Source organism: Pseudomonas sp. St386 (genome assembly GCF_018325865.1).
GTDB classification, from domain to species: domain Bacteria; phylum Pseudomonadota; class Gammaproteobacteria; order Pseudomonadales; family Pseudomonadaceae; genus Aquipseudomonas; species Aquipseudomonas brassicacearum.
In genome coordinates this window covers 6770109-6792504 of record NZ_AP021900.1, presented here as the reverse complement: position 1 = coordinate 6792504, position 22396 = coordinate 6770109, and the positions used below count along the sequence as shown (strand labels likewise).

The window sequence follows — 22396 nt, the reverse complement described above, 5'->3', positions numbered from 1 at the left end:
CTAGAAAAAACGATGGGCCATCGTGAGTTTTCTTGTGGGCATGAAAGAGGTGCGAATGGAGTTTTCAAAGGGGACCTCGGGTCCCGAACGGAGTGGGCAAATGACACAGGCAATCGGCATCAAGGATCGCGTACGAATCAAGCACGTCGAAGTCCTCTCGGATAATTGGTACGTGCTGCGCAAGACCACCTACGACTACCTCGGCCGCAACGGCCAATGGCGCGAGCTGACGCGCGAGACCTACGACCGGGGCAACGGCGCCACCATCCTGCTGTACAGCAAGGCCAAGCAGACCGTGGTGTTGACCCGGCAATTCCGCTTCCCGGCCTTCGTCAACGGGCACGACGACCTGTTGATAGAAACCTGCGCTGGCCTGCTGGATAACGACGACCCGCACACCTGCATCCGCAAGGAAACCCAGGAAGAAACCGGCTATATCATCCAGGACGTGCGCAAGGTGTTCGACGCCTTCATGAGCCCGGGTTCGGTGACTGAACGGGTGCATTTTTTCGTCGGCGAGTATTTCGATGAAGACAAGCAGCACGCAGGCGGCGGCCTGGAAGCCGAGGGCGAAGAGATCGAAGTGCTGGAGCTGCCCCTCGACCAGGCCTTGGGCATGATCGAGACCGGGGAGATTTGCGACGGCAAGACCATCATGCTGTTGCAGTACGCCAAGCTGCATCGGCTGCTGGATTAGCCCCAGGCCTCCTCTGGGCGACCCTCACCGCTGCCGAATCTTTCGCGATAGGCGGAGGGCGGCAAACCGATAGCGTTCCTGAACGCGGCCCGGAAACTCTCCACCGACCGATAGCCGCAGGCCTGGGCGATGCCGGCCGTGCTATGGTCGGTGCTTTCCAGCAGCGCCCGTGCCCGGTTCAAGCGTTCCTGTTGCAGCCAGGTCTTGGGCGGCAGGCCGGTGGTTTCGACGAAGCGGCGCAGGAAGGTGCGCTCGCTCATGGCGACGCGGGCGGCCATGTCGCCGACGCTTAGGGGCTGGTCGAGGTTTTCACGCATCCACTGCAGGACGCGGGTCAGTTCGTTGCGTGGTGACTTGCTCACGGGGGCGATGATGAACTGGGCCTGGCCACCGGTCCGTTGCGGCGCCATGACCAGGCGACGGGCCACCGAGTTGGCGATGTGCGTGCCGAAGTCCCGGGCAATCAGGTGCAGGCAGGCGTCGATGCCGGCGGCGCTGCCGGCGGAGGTGATCAATTGCCCGGAATCGACATACAGCACATTCGGGTCAACCGTGATCAGCGGGAAGCGCTCAGCCAATTCTGCGCAGAATTGCCAATGGGTGGTCGCGGTCTTGCCGTCGAGCAGCCCGGTGGCAGCCAGGGCAAACACCCCCGAGCAGATCGACAGCAGGCGTGCACCGCGGGCATGGGCGCGGCGCAGTGCTTGTAATAACGCTTCAGGAGGCGGTTCGTGGTGACTGCGCCAGCCGGGGATGATGATGGTTCGCGCGGTAACCAGTGCTTCGAGGCCCGCGTCGACGGCTATCCGAAGGCCTCCCAGCGCATGCATCGGTCCAGCGTCGACGGCGACGATTTGATGGCCATACCACGGTACATCCAGCTCAGGGCGAGGCAGGCCGAAGATCTCCAGGGCGATACCAAACTCGAACACGCAAAGGCCTTCATAAACGAGGATTGCCACGGTTCCGGGATGCGCATGCATTTGGCGTAAATCCACCGTTTATTGTCTTGCGCTGCACTGTAGCGGACGTGCCCGTGTCCCTACAATCGATCGCAGGTAATCGGGAAAACCAAGACGGTTGAGCCTTTGCAAAGGTGGATAAGGGACGCGAAATGAAGAAAGTCGCCGTGGTGGGCTGCACCGGTGCAGTGGGCATGACCATGCTGCAATTGCTTGAAAATACCGATTATGAAGTGGTGTGCATGGCCTCTGGCCGTTCGGCGGGCAAGCGCTTGAAGGTGGGGAAGGGCGAGCACCTGGTCGAAGTCTTTTCGGTCGAGGGTTGTGCCGAGTGCGATATCGTCTTCCTGTGTGTGTCTGGGGCTTTCGCCTTGGAGTATGGCGAGCGTCTGGCTGAGAACGCCTACGTCATTGATAACTCCTCGGCCTTCCGTTACGACCCGGCGATTCCGCTCCTGGTGCCGCCCATCAACGGTCAGCGCTACAAGGGCGAAAAACTGATCGCCAACCCCAATTGTTCCTCGGCTATTGCGCTGATGGTGCTGGGGCCGCTGCATCAGGCCTTCGGGTTGGAGAGCGCGATCATTTCCACTTACCAGGCCGCCAGTGGTGCAGGGCAGCCAGCGATGCTGGAGCTGCGGGAGAAGGCCAAGTCCTTCAGCGATTATGGCGACCGCGATGACAGCGAGCACTTCGCCCATAACCTGGCCTTCAACGTGATTCCCCAGGTCGATTCGTTCGAAGCCAATGGTTACACCCGTGAAGAAATGAAAGTGGTCTGGGAGCTGCGCAAGGTCCTGGATGAGCCGGCGTTGGCTATCAGCACCACGGCGGTGCGGGTGCCGACCCTGCGCTCCCATGCCGAGAGCCTGAGCCTACGGTTCAAAGAGCCTGTCCAGTCATTGGCGCAGGTGCATGAGTTGTTGCGCGCGGCGCCGGGGGTTGAAGTGGTGGATGAGCCGGAGTATGGCGCCTATCCGATGCCCATGACTTCCACCTACAAGCATGCGGTGGAAGTCGGGCGGATTCGCTACAACCTGATCTATGGCGAGCATGGGCTGGACCTGTTCATCAGCGGTGACCAGTTACTGCGGGGGGCGGCATTGAACGCGTTCGAAATCATGCAATTGATCAAGCATTGATCAAGTCCGGCCCCGAACAATAGAAACGCGCCGCCGTGTTCAAGGGGTGCGCGTTTTTCGTTCAGCTGGATTGGGCCTCGCTGTCTTCCTGCATATCGTCCAGGTATTGCGGCTGGTCGGTCTGGTCCGGCAGTTCGGTCACGACGCTGAAGTCGCTGATCTCGATGGCGCCGACGCCATGACCGAGCAGATGGAAGGAAAACGCCTTGCGCTGCTGCGGATTGTCGAAACGGAGGTTCATCACCAGCGGCTGGTCAGGTGTCACCGCCACGTCTGTCGGCAGGTCCATCGACACATCCTGCTCGAACTCCTTGGCCTTGAGGGAAATGTAGGCGGCATGGTCTGCCTCCACGGCGCGGATGGTCAGGCTGACGCGGGTCTGTGAACCCTTGGGCATTTCCAGGTATTGGGCACCGATCAGGTTGTCGGTCCAGTCGTTGGTGACCTGGGCCGGCAGCGGGATCTTATCCGCACTGCCGAATTGATAATGCTGGTTCAAGGGCGTGCGCAACAGGGTCTGGTCCAGGGCCGTGGCCCGGACGCCGATCAGCCTGGCGCGCTGGCCGCTGTATTGCCCGCCGTAGGTAGCGCGGTCGGCGATGAAGCCGTCGCTGGCGTAGTCACGGCAATGCTGGAGGAAGTCGCACTCGGTAAAGGTGCCCTTGCCGTTGTGATAGCGCAGCTTACCGTTGGTGAACGACATGATTTCCCGGCCCGTCGGGTAGTCCCGGAACATCGAGCGGCCGGACAACGACGTGGGCACCGCAAAGCCGAAGTAGTCGAGGATCGAGGCGGTCAGGTCGACGTGGCCGTAGGTGCCGGACTTGATCCTGGGCAACGGCTCCGGCGCCAGCGTCAGGTTGAACCCCCAGGACGAGGCCAGCCGAACGTCGTCGATGCCATGGGATTCGTCCGAGGTGATGACCACCAGGGTGTTGTCCAGGATGCCCTGGCGTTCCAGGCCCGCCAGGAAGTTTTCCAGGGCGTCGTCCAGGTAACCTACTGCCGCCTGCTTGGCGGTGTCGTAGCGTTGCAGGTAGTCATCCGGTGCCGAGTAGGGTTGGTGCGTGCCCACGGTCAGCAGGGTCAGCATCCAGGGTTTGTCCGCTTGTTGCAGTTGCCCGACGTAGTCCAGCGCGCCCTCGAAGAAGGTCTTGTCGTCCATGCCCCAAGGGAATTGCAGATAGGCCGGTTGGGTGAACCACTCCATGCCCAAGGTTGTGTCGAAGCCGATGTGCGGCATGATCCGGTCCTTGGCCATGAACCGCAGGCCCGCGCCCTGCAGGAAATGCGTGGAAAAGCCGTTCTGGCGCAACTGGGCCGGCAGGCAGGCCTGGTTGCGCTGGGTCTGGTTGAGCATTTCGACGCCTTTGGGCGTGCCGTTGTCGAGCTTGTCGTAGTCGCCACACAGCATCGCGTAGAGGCCGCGAATGGTCTGGTGGCTGTGCAGGACGTAATCGGGTGTGTTCATGCCGCGCTCGGCCCAGGCACTGAGGTGCGGCATCAGGTTCTCCTGATAGCTGCTTTTCAAGGCCTGACGGTTGGCGCCCACGTAGGCCCCGGGAATGCCCTCCAGGGCGATGACCAGGACGTTGCGCGCACGCCCCGGTTCGGCCAGCAATCTGTTGCCATCGAGGTCCAGGCGGGTCAGCCCCTCCATCGGCGGGGCCGGGTCCACCGCATCGCCGTCGAGCCATTGTCGGGCCTGGTCCTGCCCGGCGGCGATACCTGCGGTGACGAGTTGGTGAGGCAGGTTGAACACGCTCCATTGGTCCGCCTCGCTGGGGCGCCAGGCTTGCAGCGCGCCGTGGCCCAACAGAAGCAACACGGGCACGGCCCAGGCGTGGCGAGGCAAACGTGGCGCCTGGCGTGGGCGGCTGGTCCATTGAGTCATCAGCCAGAACGCCAGCGCGGACAACTGGATCGCGGCCAGCCAGGGATGGGCGAAGCCGCCGCTGGTGGAATTTTCAACGAACTGTGGGTCGGTCAGATAAAGAATGTCCGAAGGATTGGGCATCCGCCCGACCGCGCTGACCAGCTCGATGCTGGCCAGCGTCAACGCGCTCCAGGCCAGCAATACCGGGAACGCCAGCCACCCGGGACGGCGATGGAGCAGCACGATCAGCAACCCGCCGATACCCAGGTCCGAGAGATAACCCAGCGGGTCGGACCAGCCCAGGGCGAGACGCAGGCCCATGGGGACGAGTAGTGCGCAGCCAATCAGGGCGATGAGGGCGGCGCGCGGATGGGTTGAAGCGCGATAAAGAACGTTCACAAAAGCAGGCCTTTCGGTTGAAACCAATCTACTGAACGGACACGACCCCTGTGGGAGCGAGCTTGCTCCCACGGAGGGTTGTTCCTTCGGTCATGAAATTGTCATGAGGAGGGATGGTACCAAGGGCAATCGCCCCTGGCCGAGGCAATGTCCCGGTGTCTGGCTGCGCTACGCTGTGGTTCACTGGCCCAGGCCCTACAATGGCCGCGAAGCGCTGCTTTGAGACGCGCAGAAAACTTGTATCAGGATTTCTCATCGGGGGATGGATGGACAGGTTCCAGGAAATGCAGGTTTTCCTCGCCGTGGCCCAGGCGTCGGGGTTTTCGGCGGCAGCGCGGCGCCTGGGGTTGTCGGCGGCCAGCGTCACGCGGGCGGTGGCGGCGTTGGAGCAACGCATCGGCACGCCATTGCTGGTGCGCACCACCCGCAACGTGTACTTGAGCGAAGCCGGCCAGCGCTTTCTCGAGGACTGTCGCCGGATCCTGAGCGATTTGCAGGAAGCCGAGGATTCGGCGGCCGGCAGCCACGTCCAGCCCCGTGGGCAGTTGACCATTACCGCGCCGGTGTTGTTCGGTCAGTTGTTCGTCACGCCGCTGCTGGTGGATTACTTGCACCGGTTCCCCGAGGTCAGCATCAACGCCTTGTTGTTGGATCGCACGGTCAGCCTGGTGGAGGAGGGCATCGACGTTGCCCTGCGCATTGGCGAGCTGCCGGACAGCAACTTGCACGCCGTGCGTGTCGGTGAAGTGCGGCGGGTGGTGTGCGGTGCCCCGGATTTCTTCGCGCGCCACGGGCGGCCCCGGCATCCGGAGGACTTGGAGCGAATGCCCGTGGTGGCGTCATCGGCCATTGGCCAGGTCAAAAGCTGGACCTTCATCGATTCAGGCCAACCGTTGGCCGTCCGGCCCGTGCCTCGGCTGGTGGTGACGGCCAACCAGGCGGCGATCACGGCGGCCTGCCAGGGGTTGGGGATGACGCGGGTCCTGTCTTACCAAGTGGCAGGTAACGTGGCGGCCGGGGAACTGGAAATCGTCCTGGCCGATTTTGAATTGCCGCCTCTGCCGATCCATGTGGTGTACCAGGGCGGGCGCAATGCGCCGACGCGGGTCCGCAGTTTTGTCGATTTCGTCGTCGGTGCACTGCGCGAACATCCGGCCTTGAGCGGTTGAAGCATTGTTTCGCTGGCTGAAACAATGGATTGCATTTCTGGGTGATTCTCTTGGTTTTGCCTGGAGCGGAAGATGACCCCATCGACGCCGTTGTGCTGATGGCGTCACTTGCAGCGGAGTCGACCATGAACCCTATCAAGCACTATCACTTCCCGCTTTCCGGCCATTCCCATCGCGTTCAACTGATGCTTTCGTTGCTCGGGCTGCCTGTCGAAGAGGTCTTCGTCGACTTGGCCAAGGGCGCGCACAAACAGGCGGACTTCCTGGCGCTCAATGCGTTTGGCCAGGTACCGGTCATTGACGACGATGGTGTGGTGCTGGCGGACTCCAACGCGATCCTGGTGTACCTGGCGCACAAATATGGCAAGGGCCGCTGGCTGCCGACCGATCCTGTTGGCGCCGCCCGGGTGCAACGCTGGTTGTCGGTGGCGGCTGGGCCGATCCATGCGGGCCCGGCCACGGCGCGACTGATCACGGTGTTTGGCGCGGCCTACAACGCTGAGGACGTGATTGCCCGTTCCCACAACGTGCTGAAAGTCATTGATCAAGAATTGAGCAACCGTGCTTATCTGGCGGGTGACGCTGCGACTGTCGCGGACATCGCCGGCTACAGCTACATCGCCCACGCACCGGAAGGCAATGTATCGCTGGAGGACTATGCCAATGTGCGGGCCTGGCTGGCGCGGATCGAAGCCTTGCCCGGGTTCGTGGGCATGCCGCGTACGGTTGTCGGGTTGCAAAAGCACGCCTGAAACGGAACTCGGTGGCGAGGAAATTTATCTTCACGGTGGGAGCAAGGCTTGCCCGCGATGAAGGCACTGCGGTCTTTCAGAGATCGAGGCGCCTGTTTCGCGAGCAAGCTTTGCTCCCACATGACAGAGACAGCTCCCTCACCACAGCAATTGCATCGTTCCAGTAGACCTATGCGTAGGAAAGCGCCTTTTCCTCCAGCAGTTCCTCGTATAGCCGCACCCACTTGCGGCCCATCTCTTCAGACGTGAACAACTGTCGGTAACGGGCTTCGGCCCTGGCGCCCATTGCCTGGGCTTGTGCCGGGTTTTCCCACAGGGTGCGCATCGCCTCGCGAAAAGCTTCGGGATTGCTCGGTGGCACCACCAGGCCGGTTTCTTCGTGGACATTGATGTAGCTGGTGCCGGTGCCGATTTCGCTGGAGATCATCGGTTTGCCGAACATCGCGCCTTCGAGCAGCGAGATGCCGAAGGCTTCGGAGCGCAAGTGCGAAGGGAACACGATGGCATAACTCAGTTCCAGCAGCGCGACCTTGTCTTCGTCCCCCAGGCGTCCGAGGAAATGCAGGTTGCGCAGGCCCAATGCCGCCGCCTGGGCATGCAGTTGTTTTTCCAGCGGGCCGGCACCCACGATGACCACGGGGTAATCCACGCCTTTGAGGGCGTCGAGCAGAATGTGCAGGCCTTTGTAGTACCGCATCACCCCCACGAACAAAAAGAAACGCTCGCCCAGTTTTGCCTTCCACCCCGCCATGCGCTCGGCGTCAGGCTGTGGATAACTGGTCTTGTTCAGGCCGTAGGTGATGATCCGGGTCTTGGTGGGGTATTGCTTGAGCACATCGCTGGTATGAACATAGTTCGGCGACGCCGCGACGATGCGCTCGGCGCCGTCCAGAAAGCGCCGCATCAAGGGGCGATAGAGCTTGAGCAGGTGCCGCTGGCGAACGATGTCCGAATGGTAGGTCACGATGTAGGGTTTTTTCACGCAGGTGAAAAAATGCACCAGGTCCATGAACGGCCAGGGGAAGTGGTAGTTGATCACGTCCGCTTCGGCGGCCAGCTCACGGAATTTCCTGAACACGCTGTAGGAGAAGCCGGTGGACGCCAGTTGGAAGTCCATTCGCGCCTGATGAACGACATGCTGTCGGATCTTGATCGGCTCGGGCGCCGGCTGCCTGCTCAGGGCCAACACGGTGTTATCGATACCCAATCGGTCAGTGCTGTCGCACAGCTGGAAGATGACCTGTTCGATGCCGCCCATGGAGTCTGGCAAATAGGTTTTGTAAAAGTGCAGGACTCGCATTCAACCTCCCAAGACCTGGCGATACGCTTGGGCGGTGACCTTCGCACAGCGTTCCCAGGAAAAAAGCGCCGCTTGTTGCAACCCCGCTTCGCGACACGCTTGCCAGTGCTGGGGATCTTCCATCAACCGGCCCATGGCTTCTCGCATGCCTTGCGGATCGTCCGGCTCGCAATAATTTCCGGCTGGTCCCGCCACCTCGGGCATCGCCGAGCAGCGGGTGGTAATCACCGGTGTACCACTGGCCATGGCTTCAAGCACCGGCAGGCCAAAGCCTTCGTAGTAGGACGGGAAAATCAGTGCCCGTGCCCCCGCCAACAGTTGGGCGACCTGTTCGTCAGGCAGGTAACCCGCCAGACAAACATGACCGCCAGCCAGGGCGCCTTTCAACTCATCATTGAGCTGCGCCTGTTGCCATCCGCTCATTCCTACGATGAACAAAGGAAAGGTCTGACGTACGGATTCAGGAAGCCCGGCGTGGGCACGCAGGGCCAGTGACAGGTTCTTGCGCGGCTCCAGGGTGCCGACACATAGAAAGTAACGACCGTGCTCCAGGCCGTGGGCCTTGAGTACGGCGTCAATGGCTGCGGGTTCGCGCGGATGGAAACGCGCCGCCACGCCCAGCGGAGCGACCCGCAGGCGCTCGGTGGGGAGGCCGAAATGCTGTTGCACCTCGTCGGCGATGAACTGCGAAACGGTCATGATCAGTTGCGCCTGCTCCACCGCCCGGGCCAGCCGCCGCTCGATCTCTTTCAGGCGTGCCGGCGGTTGCGTCTCGGGATAACGCACATGTGTCAGGTCATGCAGGGTCATCACCGTCGGGCCGTCAAAGGCCAGCGGCCACAGGCTGGGATCGTGGTACAGGTCGATGGCCTCGGGACGGCCTTGGTCAAAGCGTTTCTGTTCCAGCCAGCGTCGCGCCTGATAGGCACCCGGAACCCGCCGCAACAAGGGACTGAATCTCGAATAGCCAGGCGTGGGCGCTTGTGGCAGCTGCGAGTTCCAGCCCCAGCCGTGGAACAGCGACAACTGCACATCAGGCTCCCGGACCAGGGCAGTGGCCAGTTCCGACACGTATTGGCCGATGCCGGTACGTGGCGCCTGGAGGATGCGTGCGTTGAGGGCTATCCGCATGCTGTTTCCCGGTCGACGATGACTTCGTTAACGTGGCCCTCGATCCGCTCCACCAATTGCGCACTGGCCTGGTGCCAACTCAGCCATTGCCATTGTTCCAGGTTGCGCTTGGCCGGGAATACCCCGGTATGCTCCATGTCGATGATCAGGTTTGCCAGGCTTTGAGGATCGTCGAGATCGAAGTAGGCCATGAACTCACCGCCGATTTCCCGAAACACTTCAATGTCGCTGCCCATCGCCGGCAAGCCGCGCTGCATGGCTTCCACCAGGGGCAGGCCGAAGCCTTCCACATAGGACGGGAACACCAACGCAGTGGCGTGGCGATAGGCGTGTTCCAGGCTTTGGTCCGAGAGATTGTTGAACATGAACAGGCGGCTGTTGAGTTGTGGATGACGCTCGATACGTTCGATCAACGCCTCGCATTTCCAGCCGATCTTCCCGACGACGCACAGCCGCGCCTGGGAGCCGGCAGCCCAGGCCCGATCGAATGCATCGAGCAGATAAGCGTGGTTTTTGCGCGGCTCGATGGTGCTGACCATCAGGAACACCGGCTCGGGGCGCTTGAACAGCCGCAGCAACTTCGTATCGACGGCGTGGGCGGTGTTTATCTGGTCCAGTTCGCTGCCCAGGTGGAAATAGTCGAACCAGCGTTCTTGTACCTGCTGCTCGCCAATGCGCCGGACCATTTCCTGGCGCAGCTGGTCACGGATGGTGGCGGAGATGGCGATGTAGCCGTCGGCGGTGCGGGCAATCCAGTCGAACCAATGATTGAACACCTTGACCAGCCCGGCGTCGCAGAATTGTGGATGAGACAGGGGAATCAGGTCGTAGACCACCGAGATGATCCCGACGCCATCGCGCTTGAGCTGTTCGGCCAGGGGGAAGATATCCGAGTGCCAGGATGAATCGAGCAAGACCAGTTGATCGCCGGCCCGATGCTCCAGCGGTACGCAACGCTTCGGCAGCTCTTGGCCTTTGAGGGCACGGTCGAACAAACGTATCGGTATGCTCAAGAAGCCGAAGGCGAACAGTCGGCAGCCAACGTACAGGAGGCGGCGGGCCCACAATGATCGGCTGAAGGGCCACTGCCGTGCGAGCGTCCTGTGCCAGAACCAGAACAGGTTGGCCATCTGTTCCCAGCGGATCCGTAGGCTGACCAGATCCAGTTTATTGGTCGACAGCGGTGCCAGGCTCTTGGCCTCGTACAACTTGCCCTGCAGCATGACCACTGGAATGCATTCACGTTCGCCATCCTTGGCCGGCAGTTCGCGAATCACATTGCGCACGACGCGCTGAATGCCGGAATTGACTTCCGGGTGTTCGAACACATAGGTGCATTCCACCAACAGACGGCTCATGGCAACTCCTTTTGCGGCACCGCTTCGACGACAGGCTGGCTCGAACGCCGGATGCAGGTCTCGGCCTGGAGCCAGGAACAGCCGACGAAATCCTCCTGGCGATTATTGATGACGTGAAACACCAACCCGTAGTCGCGCCATTCGAAATTACGGTCCAGGTGCGAGTCCAGCCGCGACAGGCTGAGCGCGACGGAGTAATTGCCCTTGCCCAGGCGCATATCGAAGCTGAAGCGGAAGGTGATCTGTTCGCCGGCCTTGAGGTCGGTCACAGCTTTGTCCTGGCGATGGGTATTGATGCCGTACATGGGCTGGCCAAGACGGTCCTTGATCAAAAAGCCCAGCACCAGCCGCTCGATGTCCTGGCGGATTTCAACCCGCACTTGCAACACCATCGGCTGGCCGATCTCGGCCACTTCCACCGGCTGCCCCTGACTGTTGAGCAGTTGTACATCGATGATGCCGGCTTCGCCGGTGCCGGAAATCGTGCGCACCTGGCCGTTGGCGAGCATTTCCTGGCGGACCACCTGGCCTTCGCGCTGGGCCAGCATCGCGTTGTAATAATCCATCACTTCTTCGGGCTTGCCGCGCATCGCCATGCGCCCGTGCTCCAGCAGGATGGCGGTGTCGCAGATTGACTGGATCGCCGAGCGATCGTGGGACACGATCAGCAGCGTGGTTCCGGCCTTGCGGAAGCTGCGGATGCGCTCGAAGCTCTTGTGCTGGAAGTAGGCGTCGCCCACTGACAGCGCCTCGTCGACGATCAGGATGTCCGGACGCCGGGCGGTGGCGACGCTGAAAGCCAGGCGCATCTGCATGCCGCTGGAATAGGTGCGTACCGGTTGGTCAATGGCCTCGCCGATTTCAGCAAACCCTTCGATCTCGGGCATCAAGGCTTCGATTTCTTCCACCTGCATGCCTAGCAGCTGTCCGGCCATGAACGCGTTCTGGCGGCCGGTGAAGTCCGGATGAAAGCCCATGCCCAGTTCCAGCAGTGCGGCGACACGACCTTGCAACTGGATGTGGCCGCAGGTGGGTTGGGTGGTACCGGTGATCATCTTGAGCAACGTGCTTTTGCCGGCACCGTTGACCCCGACGATGCCGACGGCTTCCCCGGGCTGGATCTCGAAATCCACGCCTTGCAGGATCCAGTGCAACTGATGACGCTGGCGGGAAAAGGGGATCAACCATTCGAACAGCCGGCTCCAGCGGTTCGGATACTGCTTGTAGGCCTTGCCCAGGCCACTAACGCGCAAATGTCCCATCAGAGTTCGTCCACCATTTCACCGCCGCGTCGACGAAACATGCGCAAGCCCAAGGCGCATAACAGCAGGCCGACCACCAGCAACGGCACCAGCGAGCTCCAGACCGGCCATTGGTTGTAGAGAAACAGGTTCTGGTAGCTCTGCATCAGGGCGGTCATGGGATTGAAAGCGAGCAATTGCTGGATCGGCGGCGGCAGGATCGTCATCGGGTAAACGATCGGCGTGAGCCAGAACCAGAATTGCAGGCAAATGCCGAACAACTGCCCGACATCACGGAAAAATACGTTGAGGATCCCCAGCAGCATGCCCAACCCCGCGGCGAACATCACTTGCAGGGCCAGCAGCGGTACCAAGGCCAGCAAGGTAATGCCCGGCCAGCGCCCGGTGATCAACAGGAAACCGAGAAACAGCCCGAGGATGATTGCGAAGTTGATTCCGGCGTTGAACAGCACGATCACCGGCAGGCAGATCCGGGGGAAGCTGATCTTCTTCAGCAGGTTGGCGTTTTCCAGGAACATGCCCTGGCTGCGGGTGGTGATTTCCGCGAACAACCCCCAGGTCAGCAGCCCGGCGCAGAGGTAGACACTGTAGGCCATGCCGTCTTCCACCCCGGGCAGGCGGGCACGCATGATGTGGGAAAAAATTACTGTGTAGACGAGGATCATCGACAACGGGTTGAGCACCGTCCACAACGCGCCGAACAACGAGTTGCGATACCGCGCCTGGAACTCGCGCTTGACGCTGCCAAGGACGAAGCCGCGATAGCTCCACAATGTGCGTTGCAAGGCCAGCAGCATCAGACGGCCCTGCCATAGTGATCTTCGAAGCGGACGATGTCGTCTTCCCCCAGGTATTCGCCGCTCTGGACCTCGATGATGACCAGGTCGATCACGCCGGGATTCTCCAGGCGATGCTTGTGGCCGGCGGGGATGAAAGTCGATTCGTTCTTGGCGACCAGGTGCGAACCCGAGCCGTTGTTGGTGACCTTGGCCATGCCTTCGACCACCACCCAGTGTTCGTTGCGATGGTGGTGCATTTGCAGCGACAGCGACGCGCCAGGCTTGACCACGATGCGCTTGATCTTGAAGCGTGGGCCCTCTTCGAGCACGGTATAACTGCCCCATGGACGGCTGACCGTGCGGTGCAGGCGATAGGCTTCGTGGTCCTTGTCCTTGAGTTGCCGGGCAACGCGGCGCACATCCTGGGCACGGTCGGCATGGGCCACCAGCACGGCGTCGGCGGTATCGATGATGATCAGGTTTTCCACGCCCAGGGCGGCCACCAGGCGGCCGTCGCTCTGGACGAAGTTGTTCTGGCTGTCGATAAACAGGGCGTCGCCGGTGGTGCGGTTGTTTTGCCCGTCGGCGGGCACCAGGCTGGCGACGGCGCTCCAGGAGCCGATATCGCTCCAATCGAAGGCGGCCGGGATCACCACGACGTTGGCGGAGCGTTCCATCAAGGCGTAGTCGATGGAGATGTCCGGCATTTCGGCGAAATGCGCTGCGGACAATTCCTGCTGCACACACCCTGAGGTTTCCACCGCCGTGCTGGCCGTGACACAGGTTCGCGCCTGTTCCAACAGCTCGGGGGCATGGGCTTGCAGCTCCGTCAGCAGGGTCTTGACCGAGAAGCAGAACATCCCCGAGTTCCACAGGAAACGGCCGCTTTCCAGATATTGCGTGGCGGTCTGCAGGTCGGGTTTTTCGACGAAGCGCACGACCTTGGCCGCGCCCTTGGTATCCAGGGGCTTGCCCCGTTCGATATAGCCGAAGCCGGTTTCCGGCGCCGAGGGCAGTACACCGAAGGTCACCAGGTGGCCGTTTTTGGCCAGTTCCACGGCGTGCGCCACGGAGGTCTGGAAGGCTGCCTCATCCTGGATCAGGTGATCGGCAGGCATGACCACCAGGATCGCATCGTCACCGTGCAGGGCCTGCACCGCAAGGGCGGCCGTAGCAATGGCCGGCGCGGTGTTGCGGCCCGTTGGTTCGAGCACGAAGTGACCGCGATGACGCTCCAGGTGGGCGCTTTGATAGTGGTCGCGGCTCTGGAAGTAGTACTCGCGATTGGTGACGGTGACGATGTCGCCCCGGCCGTCGAACAATCCCGCGGCACGTCGATAGGTCTTGCCCAGCAGCGACTGGCCGTCGGGCAAGAGCATGAAGGGCTTGGGATGGCCCTCGCGGGACACCGGCCACAACCTCGTCCCGGCCCCTCCGGAAAGAATCACGGGAATGAGCATGGCCTACTCCTTGGCGACGCGTTTCATGTCCGCATCCATCATCATGCGGATCAGGGTGTCGAGGTCGGTCCTGGGCTTCCAGCCCAGGACGCGTTGTGCCTTGGCCGGGTTGCCGAGTAGCACTTCGACTTCGGCCGGGCGGAAAAACGCCGGGTCGATCTTGATGAAGTCACGGTAGTCCAGGCCCACGTGTTCGAAGGCAATCCTGCACATCTCGCGCACAGTGGTGGTGACGCCCGTGGCCACTACGTAATCGTCGGGAGTGTCCTGTTGCAACATCAGCCACATGGCCTCGACGTAATCGCCGGCAAAGCCCCAGTCGCGCTTGGCGTCGATATTGCCCAGGCGCAACTCCTGCTGCTTGCCCTGCTTGATGCGTGCTGCAGCGTCGGTGACCTTGCGGGTGACGAACTCGATGCCACGCAGCGGTGACTCGTGGTTGAACAGGATGCCGCTGCTGGCATGCAGGCCGAAGCTTTCCCGGTAGTTGACGGTGATCCAGTGACCGTACAGTTTCGCCACGCCATAGGGGCTGCGTGGGTAAAACGGGGTGTGCTCGTCCTGCTGTTCGGCCTGGATCAGGCCGAACATTTCGCTGGTGGACGCCTGGTAGAAGCGCGTATGCACGCTGAACTGGCGAATGGCTTCGAGCAGGTGGGTGACCCCCAGTCCATCGACAATGCCGGTGGTCACGGGTTGGTCCCAGGAGGCCGCGACGAAACTTTGCGCGGCCAGGTTGTACACCTCGTCCGGTGCCGACTTGATCACGGCCCGTTGCACCGAGCAGGCATCGGCCATGTCACCGTCCAGGTAAACGATGTCCTGTTCGATGCCCATCTCTCGCAGCCGCCAGCGCGAGTCGCTGCTTCGTCGTGCCACCAGGCCGTGGACCTTGTAACCCTTGTCGAGCAGCAACTTGGCCAGATACGCGCCGTCTTGACCGGTGATCCCTGTGATCAATGCACTTTTCATTCTTGTTGTACCCGTATCTCCCAGTCGGACAGGATCGCCCGCAAGGATTGTTGTGTTGTTGTTTCAGGCGTCCATCCGGTGGCCTGTCGTAGCTTGGCTGGGCTACCACAGACGCGACGCTGTTCTGCGCGGCGAAGACGCGCAGGGTCCTGGATCAGTTGCACGTCGATCTGGGCGATATCGCCCAGTTGTTCGATCAGGCTGCGAATGCTCTGCTCGCGGCCCGAGCAGATGTTGTAGACCTGCCCCGGGGCGCCTTTGTCCAGCAGGGCCACGTAGGCCGAAATCACATCGCCGACATCAAGGAAGTCGCGGGTTACGTCGATATCGCCCACTTGCAGCCGAGCCGGTTGCAGGCCCAGCTTGATCCGGCTGATTTGCCGGGCGGCGCTGGCAATGACGAAGCTGTCCTTCTGCCCGGGACCGATGTGATTGAACGGGCGGGCCACCAGCACCGGCCAACCTTCGCTCATGCCCCATTGCAGGCTCAGCAGTTCGGCCGACAGCTTGCTCACGGCATACGGGTTGCGCGGGGAGGGCAGTTGCAGTTCGGTAATCGGCAGGTGGTCTTCGCTGACTTGACCATAGACATCACCGGAGCTGACGTACAGGAACGTCCCGGTGAAACCCCGGGTCTTGAGGGCCTGGAGCAGGTTCAAGGTGCCCAGCAGGTTGATGTGCAGGGTGCGCGCCGGATCGCGGAAGGCTTCAGGAACAAACGTCTGGCCCGCCAGGTGGATCACGGCGTCGGGAATCTCGGGCCAGAGGCCTTCCAGGGTCTTGGCATCCATCAGGTCGTAGCGGGCAGCGACAGGCATCACCTGCCACGCCAAATCATGACCGTTCAGTCGAGATTTGAGGTGACGTCCAACGAAACCGCTGAGGCCCGTAACGAACAGACGTTTTTTCAAGCACCAGCCTCCTTCGACGGTTGCTTCGTCTAGTGCGAACCGAGTGGGAAATTTCCGTAAGATCGGGGAAAAATCACTCAACGATCAGCCTGGAGAAGCGTTTGTTGTAGTTGTTTGGTTGCCAATCTGTGCCAATTTCGACGCAATTTCAACAGCGCAAACCGTGACCGGTCAGTTCTCATATTTATAGCGGGTTTATTCTCGCCGAGCGGTTCACGAACCCTTGGTGGATGTGTTTAGAATGCCCCTCGTCACGTTGCTCCTGGTGCTGATCTTCAAGTCGGATCGCTGGGGCCGGACCACAAAAAAACAAGAACGAGACGGGTAGCAAGACGAACGACACGTGGCGGCCCCGGGCCGGCTCGATGCGTGACTCGACCGTCATGAAGTGGGGCTGCCGGGATGGCGGCGCCATGATGGGATCCCATGAATTTCATTCTTTACTCGGACGTAAACGATCACTCCATCAGCCAGAGCCTCGGCCGCCCTGAGTACAGCTATTACTTCGTGCTCAAGGCCTATCGTCCCGTACTGGAAAGCCTGGGGCCGGTGCATGTGGTGTCGTCGGTCGCCGAGGTCGATCCGCTTTACCAAACGTTGCAGGCGGCCGGGCAGGACTGCTTGTTCCTTTCGTTCTCACCTCCGCACAAGACGCCGCTCGACCTGCTTTGTCCGATGGTCTGCGTGGTGGCCTGGGAGTTCGATTCGATCCCGGCCGAGCACTGGGACGACGACCTGCGCCATGACTGGAGCCGCACGCTGGCCCGTCATGGTCGGGTGATTACGCTGTCCAGCCACACGGCCGAGGCGATCCGTCGAACTTTGGGCGAGGACTTCCCGGTGTTGGTATTGCCCACGCCGCTGTGGGAGCGTTTCGCGGCGGTTCGTGAGCAACACCCAAGCTTGCCGGTGAACCCGGGTACGACCTTGCAGATCAAGGGCTGCATCATCGACAGCCGGCCCCTCGGGCTTTCGGCGGACGGCTTGATCGCGCCGATCTTCGAAGAGGCGCCGGAGCCAGAACCGGAACCAGAACCGATCATCGAGCCAGTCATCGAGCCACCACCCCTGACTTGGCGGCGGCGGGCATTCATTTCCCGCCATTACCTGCGTGAAATGATTCGTGCCTTTACCGGCAAGACCGAGCAGGGCCCTGTGTGGCTGTTCAAGCACAGCCTGTTGTGCTGGTATCGAGAAGCGGTCCGCGACTTGATACCGGTGCCGATACGCGTTGCGGTCAGCAGGATCCTGAGGGGGCCGGCACCGCCGCCGGTGATCGTCGAGACCGCTCCAGAGCCTGTTCCAGAACCCATTCCAGAACCCATTCCAGAGCCCGCCTCATCGGAACATCCCCAAGCCGTCCTGCCGGACACCAGCCAGGTGGTGGAGACCGACGTCAGCGGGGTGGTGTACGTCAGCGTGTTCAACCCCGATGACGGTCGCAAGAACTGGCATCATTTGATCACCGCATTCTGTTGGGCCCTGCGCGACGTCGAGGACGCCACGCTGGTACTGAAAATGACTCAGAACGACCTGTCGACCTACTACGTCGAGCTGTTGACGCTGCTGTCCCAGCTGTCGCCGTTCAGTTGCCGGGTGGTGGTGATGCACGGTTACCTGGAGGACGAACAATTCGCCCGGCTGTATGGCGCGGCGAGTTTCTACGTCAATGCGTCCCGCTGCGAAGGCCTGTGCCTGCCATTGATGGAGTTCATGTCCTGCGCCCGCCCGGTCATCGCACCGGACCACACGGCGATGCGCGACTACATCGACGACGAGGTGGCCTTCATCGTCAAGTCCAGCCGCGAACCGACCATCTGGCCGGAAGACTCGCGCATCTTGTACCGCACCCTGCGCCATCGGCCCGACTGGGGCTCATTGAAACTCGCCTACCAGCAGAGCTACGCCATGGCGAAGCACCAGCCGCAGGCCTACCAGGCCATGGCCGTTGCCGCGAACGAGCGGATGCGCCGCTATTGCGCGTTCACCCCGGTGCAGCAGCGCCTGGTGGATTTCCTGGCTGTGCCCGGTTGTGACGAAGGGCTGCCGTTGGTGCTCCAGGCAGGTACCGCCTCATGTTGATCATCATTTATTCGGAAACCAACCAGAGCAACATTCTGGAAAACCTCGGCAAGCCCGAGTACAGCTATTACTTCGTGCTCAAGGAGTTTCGCCCGGTGTTGGAGCGGTTGGGACGGGTCGTCGAAGTGACTCGGCCTGATGATGAGGTCGATCAGTTTTACGCCGATTGCCTGGCACGTGGCGAGGATTGCGTATTCCTGTCGTTCTCCCCCCCTCATCGTACCGCTGCCCACTACGCTTGCCCGACAATTGCGGTGTTCGCCTGGGAGTTCAGCACCATTCCTACCGAAAGCTGGCAGGGCGAACCCCGGCACGACTGGCGAGTGGTCCTGGGCGCAACCGGCATGGCGATTACCCACTCCAGCTTCACCGTTAAAACCGTTCGTGAAGTGATGGGAGAGGACTTCCCCATCACTGCCATCGCGGCGCCGGTGTGGGACCGCTTTGCGGCGCGCGGCGCGGTGCTGGCCCAGCGGCCGACAGTGGATCACATGCGCCTGCAATTGCGTGGCCTGTTGATCGACAGCCGCACCACCGACCTGCGGCCTTATGGTCCGCCGGCGCATCAGGCTGGTACGCCGCTGGTGCTGGACGGCCCGGCGCAGGATTGCGAGTTGCTCCTGGACGGTGTGATCTATACCTCCGTGTTCAATCCTTATGACGGCCGCAAGAACTGGAAGGACATGATCAGCGCATTTTGCGCGACGTTCCGCGACGTTTCCGATGCGACTCTAGTGCTCAAGCTGACGCATCACGACGTCACTGCCGCGCTCACCGACATGCTCCATCACGTCTACAAGAACCAGGCGTACCGCTGCCGCATCGTGCTGATACATGGCTACCTGGCGGACGCGGATTACGAGCGGCTGGTGGAAGCCACCCGATATGTGGTCAACAGTTCCTATGGCGAAGGGCAGTGCCTGCCGTTGATGGAGTTCATGTCCTGCGGCCGCCCGGCGATTGCGCCGCTGAACACGGCGATGGCCGACTACATCGACCACGACAATGCGTTTGTGGTGGAGTCGACCGAGGAGTTGACCGCCTGGCCCCACGACCCCCGGGCCGCGTACCGGACCCTGCGTTATGTCACTGATTGGGACTCGCTGTGTTCGGCCTACCGCGCCAGTTATGACGTGGCCAAAAACGACCCTGAGCGTTACCGCCGCATGTCGGCCCACGCCGTGCGCAGCCTGGAGAAGTTCTGCAGCCAGGCCAACGCCGAGCAGCGTTTGCGGGTTTTCTTCGAAGCCATACCTGAGCGGCGCCGGAACGCGCAGGAGTCGTGATCCGCCGATGGCTGGCCGGGCTCAGGCCTGCGGTGGAACCTTCGCCACCGCCGGCGACCGCCGTTTCGCCCCGGAATGCCGGCCTCTACGACGCGATGCTCGACGGCTGGTTTCGCAGTGAAACCGGCGAATTGCTCAAAGGCTTTGCCATCACTGCCGACGACACCTTGCTGGATGTCGGCTGCGGCGAAGGCGTGGCGACCCTGTTTGCAATGCGCCAGGGTGCCTCCGTGATCTTTACCGACAGCGAACAAGACAAGGTGCGCGACCTGGCCCGCCAGGTCGAGGCCCAGGCCGGTGCGCCTTTCCTGGGCCTGGTCAGCAACAGCCTGCCGCTGCCCCTGGCCGATGGCTGTGCGAACAAGATCGTCTGCATGGAGGTGCTCGAGCATATCCATGAGCCGGAGCCGTTCATGGCTGAACTGGTGCGCATGGGCCGGCCAGGGGCGCAGTACTTGCTCAGCGTACCGGCATCGGTGGGCGAGCATTTGCAACAAGGCATCGCGCCGCCGGGCTACTTTCAAGCGCCCAACCATGTGCAGATTTTCAGTGCCGAACGATTTGCCGCGCTGGTGGAGGAGGCCGGGCTGGTAATCGAGCATCGCCAGGCCAGCGGATTTTTCTGGGTCATGGGCATGATTTTCTTCTGGGCCAGCGAACAGGCGGCTGGCCGGGACCTCGAAGGTGCGGTGCGTGACCGTATCCAGGCGCCGTATCCAGCGTTGATGGAGCGCTGGGCGAGCCTCTGGCAGGACTTGCTGATGCAACCTGACGGTTTGGCGATCAAGCAGGTGCTCGACCGGTTCATGCCCAAGAGCCAGGTCATCATCGCGCGTAAACCCGATCCTTTCTCCGGGAGCACTTCATGAGCAGCAAGCGGATCATGGACATCGAGTTGCTGCGCGCCGTTGCGGTGATGGGCGTGTTGTTCCATCACCTGCAAGGCATGCCGTTTCCTGGCGGATGGCCGGGCCTGGCCGCCTTGGCCGACAGCTTCCAACTGTGGTGGGGCGTGGATCTGTTCTTCGCGATATCCGGGTTCGTCATCGGACGCAGCCTGATCCCGCAATTGCGTCGCTGCGACAGCCCTCGGCAATTCTGGATCGTCACCCGGGATTTCTGGATTCGCCGGGCGTTTCGCCTGTTGCCGTCGGCCTGGCTCTGGCTGCTGCTGGTGCTGTTCGCGGTGTTCTTCCTGAACCGTTCCGGCGCGTTCGGCAGCGTGCAGGCCAACCTGCAGGCGACCCTGGCCGGTTTCCTGCAGTTCGCCAACCTGCGTTTTGCCGATGCGTTCATGCACTATGAATACGGCGCAAGTTTCGTGTACTGGACGCTTTCCCTGGAGGAGCAGTTCTATTTGATCCTGCCGTTGCTGGTGTTTGTCTCGCGCCGCTATCTGGTGTGGGTGCTGTTGGCGGTGGTGCTGGTGCAGTTTTTCACCTGGCGGGCGCTGTGGCTGTCGGTGATCCGTACCGATGCCCTGGCGCTGGGTGTGTTGCTGTCGATCTGGAGCCTGCGGCCCAGCTACTGGCGCTTCGAGCCCACGTGGTTGCGCCACCCGCCCTTGGGGATGCTGTTGGTGCTGGGCCTGGGCAGCGTGATGGCCTGGATCGCGACCGAGCACTTCAATTTGTCGTTCTACCGCCTCGGGGTCATTGCAGTGCTCAGTGCCGTGCTGGTCTGGGTGGCCTCCTATGATCGGGATTACCTGTTGCCCCGCAGCCGTTTTAAAACGGCGCTGACCTGGGTGGGCAGTCGTTCCTATGGGATCTACCTGATCCACATCCCGGTGTTTTTCCTGTTGCGCGAGTTGTGGTTTCGTTTCGCACCCTTGGGCTCGCCGGATCCGGCAAGCCATCCCTGGCTGGCCCTGGCCTGTGCCTTGTCGCTGATCGGACTGTTGAGCGAACTCAACTACCGCTGGGTCGAAATGCCCATGCGCAATCGTGGCGCTCAACTGGTTGAGCGCCTGGCCGCCGCCCGAACCGTCCTTCCTGTCTCTGGAGCCCCGTCATGCTGAGCCTTTTGAAGAAACTCACCACGGGCACGCCCGCGCCCGCTGAGCCGGTCGCCGACAAGGTCGACCCGTATATGCTCGGGCTGCACGATGCGATGCTCAGCGGCTGGTTCAACCAGCAAACCGGCGAACTGTTCACCGGTTTCCCGGTGACCCCTGAGGACACGCTGCTGGACGTGGGGTGCGGCGATGGCGGCAACGTGCATTTTTGTGCGATGCGCGGGGCGAAGATCATCATCGCCGACATCGACGCGGCCAAGGTCGAGGCCACTCGCCAGCGCTTGAGCGACACCCCCGCGCGCGGCGTCGAGTGCCACGTGACCGACTGCAACCCGCTGCCCATTGCCGACGCCACGGCCACGCGAGTGGTGTCCACGGAAGTCATCGAACATGTCGACGACCCGGCGCAGTTCCTTGCCGAACTGGTACGGGTCGGCCAGCCCGGTGCGCTGTACCTGTTGAGCGTGCCGCATCCCAGCTCCGAAGACCTGCAAAAGGACATCGCCGCGCCGGAGTACTTCCGCAAGCCCAACCACATTCGCATCATCAGCGAAGAGCAGTTCAAGGCGATGGTCAGCGAGGCGGGGCTTACGGTGTTGAGCCACAGCCAATACGGTTTCTACTGGTCGATGTGGATGCTGTTGTTCTGGGAGGCCAAGGTCGATTTCAGCAACGCCGACCACCCGTTGCTCAATCATTGGGCCGACACCTGGCAAGCCGTGCTGAATTCGCCGCGCGGCGCGCAGATCAAGCAGGCGCTGGATGCGGTGGTGGCCAAGAGTCAGGTGATTATTGCGCGCAAGCCTGAGTGATGCCCTCTGTGGGAGCAAGGCTTGCCCGC

At 61.8% G+C, this 22396-nt stretch carries 19 protein-coding genes; 9 read left to right on the top strand and 10 right to left on the bottom strand.

Annotation, left to right across the window (positions count from 1 at the left end; genetic code table 11):
- Positions 1-100 precede the first annotated feature (100 nt).
- Complete coding sequence (gene nudK / locus KI235_RS30160; protein ID WP_003207065.1) at positions 101-697, top strand: GDP-mannose pyrophosphatase NudK; 597 nt, start codon at positions 101-103, stop codon at positions 695-697.
- Here the strand turns inward: nudK and ftrA are convergent.
- On the bottom strand, positions 694-1680 hold the full coding sequence (gene ftrA, locus KI235_RS30155) for a transcriptional regulator FtrA (protein WP_212795413.1): 987 nt from the start codon (positions 1678-1680) through the stop codon (positions 694-696). The genes nudK and ftrA overlap by 4 nt on opposite strands.
- A 131-nt stretch (positions 1681-1811) precedes the next feature.
- Here ftrA and KI235_RS30150 point away from each other — a divergent pair, with 131 nt between their 5' ends.
- Entirely contained in the window at positions 1812-2801 is a 990-nt protein-coding gene (locus KI235_RS30150) for an aspartate-semialdehyde dehydrogenase (RefSeq protein ID WP_212795412.1), read from the top strand.
- A gap of 61 nt (positions 2802-2862) precedes the next feature.
- Here KI235_RS30150 and KI235_RS30145 read toward each other — a convergent pair whose 3' ends face one another.
- Entirely contained in the window at positions 2863-5076 is a 2214-nt protein-coding gene (locus KI235_RS30145) for an LTA synthase family protein (RefSeq protein ID WP_027912868.1), read from the bottom strand.
- Between the two features lie 266 nt (positions 5077-5342).
- On the opposite strand from KI235_RS30145, the gene KI235_RS30140 reads away from it, so the two are divergent.
- On the top strand, positions 5343-6245 hold the full coding sequence (locus KI235_RS30140; protein ID WP_003207055.1) for a LysR family transcriptional regulator: 903 nt from the start codon (positions 5343-5345) through the stop codon (positions 6243-6245).
- 125 nt (positions 6246-6370) lie between these two features.
- On the top strand, positions 6371-6997 hold the full coding sequence (locus KI235_RS30135; protein ID WP_027912866.1) for a glutathione S-transferase: 627 nt from the start codon (positions 6371-6373) through the stop codon (positions 6995-6997).
- 169 nt (positions 6998-7166) lie between these two features.
- On the opposite strand, the gene KI235_RS30130 is transcribed toward KI235_RS30135, so the two are convergent.
- Genes KI235_RS30130 through KI235_RS30095 form a run of 8 tightly spaced genes read right to left on the bottom strand, consistent with a single transcriptional unit; the run spans position 7167 to position 16170 of the window.
- Positions 7167-8297, bottom strand: coding sequence for a glycosyltransferase family 4 protein (locus KI235_RS30130; protein WP_003207053.1), 1131 nt, complete (start codon positions 8295-8297; stop codon positions 7167-7169).
- Positions 8298-9428: a glycosyltransferase family 1 protein gene (locus tag KI235_RS30125; protein ID WP_027912865.1), complete on the bottom strand. Its 1131-nt coding sequence runs from the start codon at positions 9426-9428 to the stop codon at positions 8298-8300.
- Positions 9419-10786, bottom strand: a complete 1368-nt coding sequence (locus KI235_RS30120; RefSeq protein ID WP_212795411.1) for a glycosyltransferase family 1 protein — start codon at positions 10784-10786, stop codon at positions 9419-9421. The genes KI235_RS30125 and KI235_RS30120 overlap by 10 nt, the downstream gene beginning before the upstream one ends.
- Positions 10783-12048, bottom strand: coding sequence for an ABC transporter ATP-binding protein (locus KI235_RS30115; RefSeq protein WP_003207050.1), 1266 nt, complete (start codon positions 12046-12048; stop codon positions 10783-10785). Before KI235_RS30115 ends, KI235_RS30120 begins: the two co-directional genes overlap by 4 nt.
- Positions 12048-12845, bottom strand: coding sequence for an ABC transporter permease (locus KI235_RS30110; protein WP_003207049.1), 798 nt, complete (start codon positions 12843-12845; stop codon positions 12048-12050). The genes KI235_RS30115 and KI235_RS30110 overlap by 1 nt, the downstream gene beginning before the upstream one ends.
- Positions 12845-14287, bottom strand: a complete 1443-nt coding sequence (locus tag KI235_RS30105) for a mannose-1-phosphate guanylyltransferase/mannose-6-phosphate isomerase (RefSeq protein WP_027912862.1) — start codon at positions 14285-14287, stop codon at positions 12845-12847. The genes KI235_RS30110 and KI235_RS30105 overlap by 1 nt, the downstream gene beginning before the upstream one ends.
- Positions 14288-14290: 3 nt before the next feature.
- Entirely contained in the window at positions 14291-15259 is a 969-nt protein-coding gene (gmd, locus tag KI235_RS30100) for a GDP-mannose 4,6-dehydratase (protein ID WP_027912861.1), read from the bottom strand.
- Positions 15256-16170 (bottom strand): GDP-mannose 4,6-dehydratase, encoded by a 915-nt coding sequence (locus KI235_RS30095; RefSeq protein WP_003207046.1) that lies wholly within the window; start codon positions 16168-16170, stop codon positions 15256-15258. The genes gmd and KI235_RS30095 overlap by 4 nt, the downstream gene beginning before the upstream one ends.
- 426 nt (positions 16171-16596) lie before the next feature.
- Here KI235_RS30095 and KI235_RS30090 point away from each other — a divergent pair, with 426 nt between their 5' ends.
- From KI235_RS30090 to KI235_RS30070, 5 genes are read left to right on the top strand one after another with little or no spacing between them, the layout of a single operon-like run.
- Positions 16597-18252, top strand: coding sequence for a glycosyltransferase (locus tag KI235_RS30090; protein ID WP_114731283.1), 1656 nt, complete (start codon positions 16597-16599; stop codon positions 18250-18252).
- Entirely contained in the window at positions 18246-19538 is a 1293-nt protein-coding gene (locus tag KI235_RS30085; protein ID WP_013694620.1) for a glycosyltransferase, read from the top strand. The genes KI235_RS30090 and KI235_RS30085 overlap by 7 nt, the downstream gene beginning before the upstream one ends.
- Positions 19539-19549: 11 nt before the next feature.
- The gene (locus KI235_RS30080) at positions 19550-20407 is read left to right on the top strand and encodes a class I SAM-dependent methyltransferase (RefSeq protein WP_162276487.1); all 858 of its coding nucleotides are present in this window, start codon (positions 19550-19552) and stop codon (positions 20405-20407) included.
- A complete protein-coding gene (locus KI235_RS30075) occupies positions 20404-21558 on the top strand; it encodes an acyltransferase (protein WP_003207041.1) in 1155 nt (384 codons plus the stop codon). Before KI235_RS30080 ends, KI235_RS30075 begins: the two co-directional genes overlap by 4 nt.
- Positions 21552-22367, top strand: a complete 816-nt coding sequence (locus KI235_RS30070) for a class I SAM-dependent methyltransferase (RefSeq protein WP_003207038.1) — start codon at positions 21552-21554, stop codon at positions 22365-22367. The genes KI235_RS30075 and KI235_RS30070 overlap by 7 nt, the downstream gene beginning before the upstream one ends.
- Positions 22368-22396: the final 29 nt, after the last annotated feature.

What these genes read in the sequence shown, in the direction of transcription:
- nudK (WP_003207065.1), top strand. Translation starts at nt 101, where the DNA reads ATGACACAGGCAATCGGCATCAAGGATCGCGTACGAATCAAGCACGTC.
- ftrA (WP_212795413.1), bottom strand. Translation starts at nt 1,680, where the DNA reads ATGCATGCGCATCCCGGAACCGTGGCAATCCTCGTTTATGAAGGCCTT.
- KI235_RS30150 (WP_212795412.1), top strand. Translation starts at nt 1,812, where the DNA reads ATGAAGAAAGTCGCCGTGGTGGGCTGCACCGGTGCAGTGGGCATGACC.
- KI235_RS30140 (WP_003207055.1), top strand. Translation starts at nt 5,343, where the DNA reads ATGGACAGGTTCCAGGAAATGCAGGTTTTCCTCGCCGTGGCCCAGGCG.
- KI235_RS30135 (WP_027912866.1), top strand. Translation starts at nt 6,371, where the DNA reads ATGAACCCTATCAAGCACTATCACTTCCCGCTTTCCGGCCATTCCCAT.
- KI235_RS30130 (WP_003207053.1), bottom strand. Translation starts at nt 8,297, where the DNA reads ATGCGAGTCCTGCACTTTTACAAAACCTATTTGCCAGACTCCATGGGC.
- KI235_RS30125 (WP_027912865.1), bottom strand. Translation starts at nt 9,428, where the DNA reads ATGCGGATAGCCCTCAACGCACGCATCCTCCAGGCGCCACGTACCGGC.
- KI235_RS30120 (WP_212795411.1), bottom strand. Translation starts at nt 10,786, where the DNA reads ATGAGCCGTCTGTTGGTGGAATGCACCTATGTGTTCGAACACCCGGAA.
- KI235_RS30115 (WP_003207050.1), bottom strand. Translation starts at nt 12,048, where the DNA reads ATGGGACATTTGCGCGTTAGTGGCCTGGGCAAGGCCTACAAGCAGTAT.
- KI235_RS30110 (WP_003207049.1), bottom strand. Translation starts at nt 12,845, where the DNA reads ATGCTGCTGGCCTTGCAACGCACATTGTGGAGCTATCGCGGCTTCGTC.
- KI235_RS30105 (WP_027912862.1), bottom strand. Translation starts at nt 14,287, where the DNA reads ATGCTCATTCCCGTGATTCTTTCCGGAGGGGCCGGGACGAGGTTGTGG.
- gmd (WP_027912861.1), bottom strand. Translation starts at nt 15,259, where the DNA reads ATGAAAAGTGCATTGATCACAGGGATCACCGGTCAAGACGGCGCGTAT.
- KI235_RS30090 (WP_114731283.1), top strand. Translation starts at nt 16,597, where the DNA reads ATGAATTTCATTCTTTACTCGGACGTAAACGATCACTCCATCAGCCAG.
- KI235_RS30085 (WP_013694620.1), top strand. Translation starts at nt 18,246, where the DNA reads ATGTTGATCATCATTTATTCGGAAACCAACCAGAGCAACATTCTGGAA.
- KI235_RS30075 (WP_003207041.1), top strand. Translation starts at nt 20,404, where the DNA reads ATGAGCAGCAAGCGGATCATGGACATCGAGTTGCTGCGCGCCGTTGCG.
- KI235_RS30070 (WP_003207038.1), top strand. Translation starts at nt 21,552, where the DNA reads ATGCTGAGCCTTTTGAAGAAACTCACCACGGGCACGCCCGCGCCCGCT.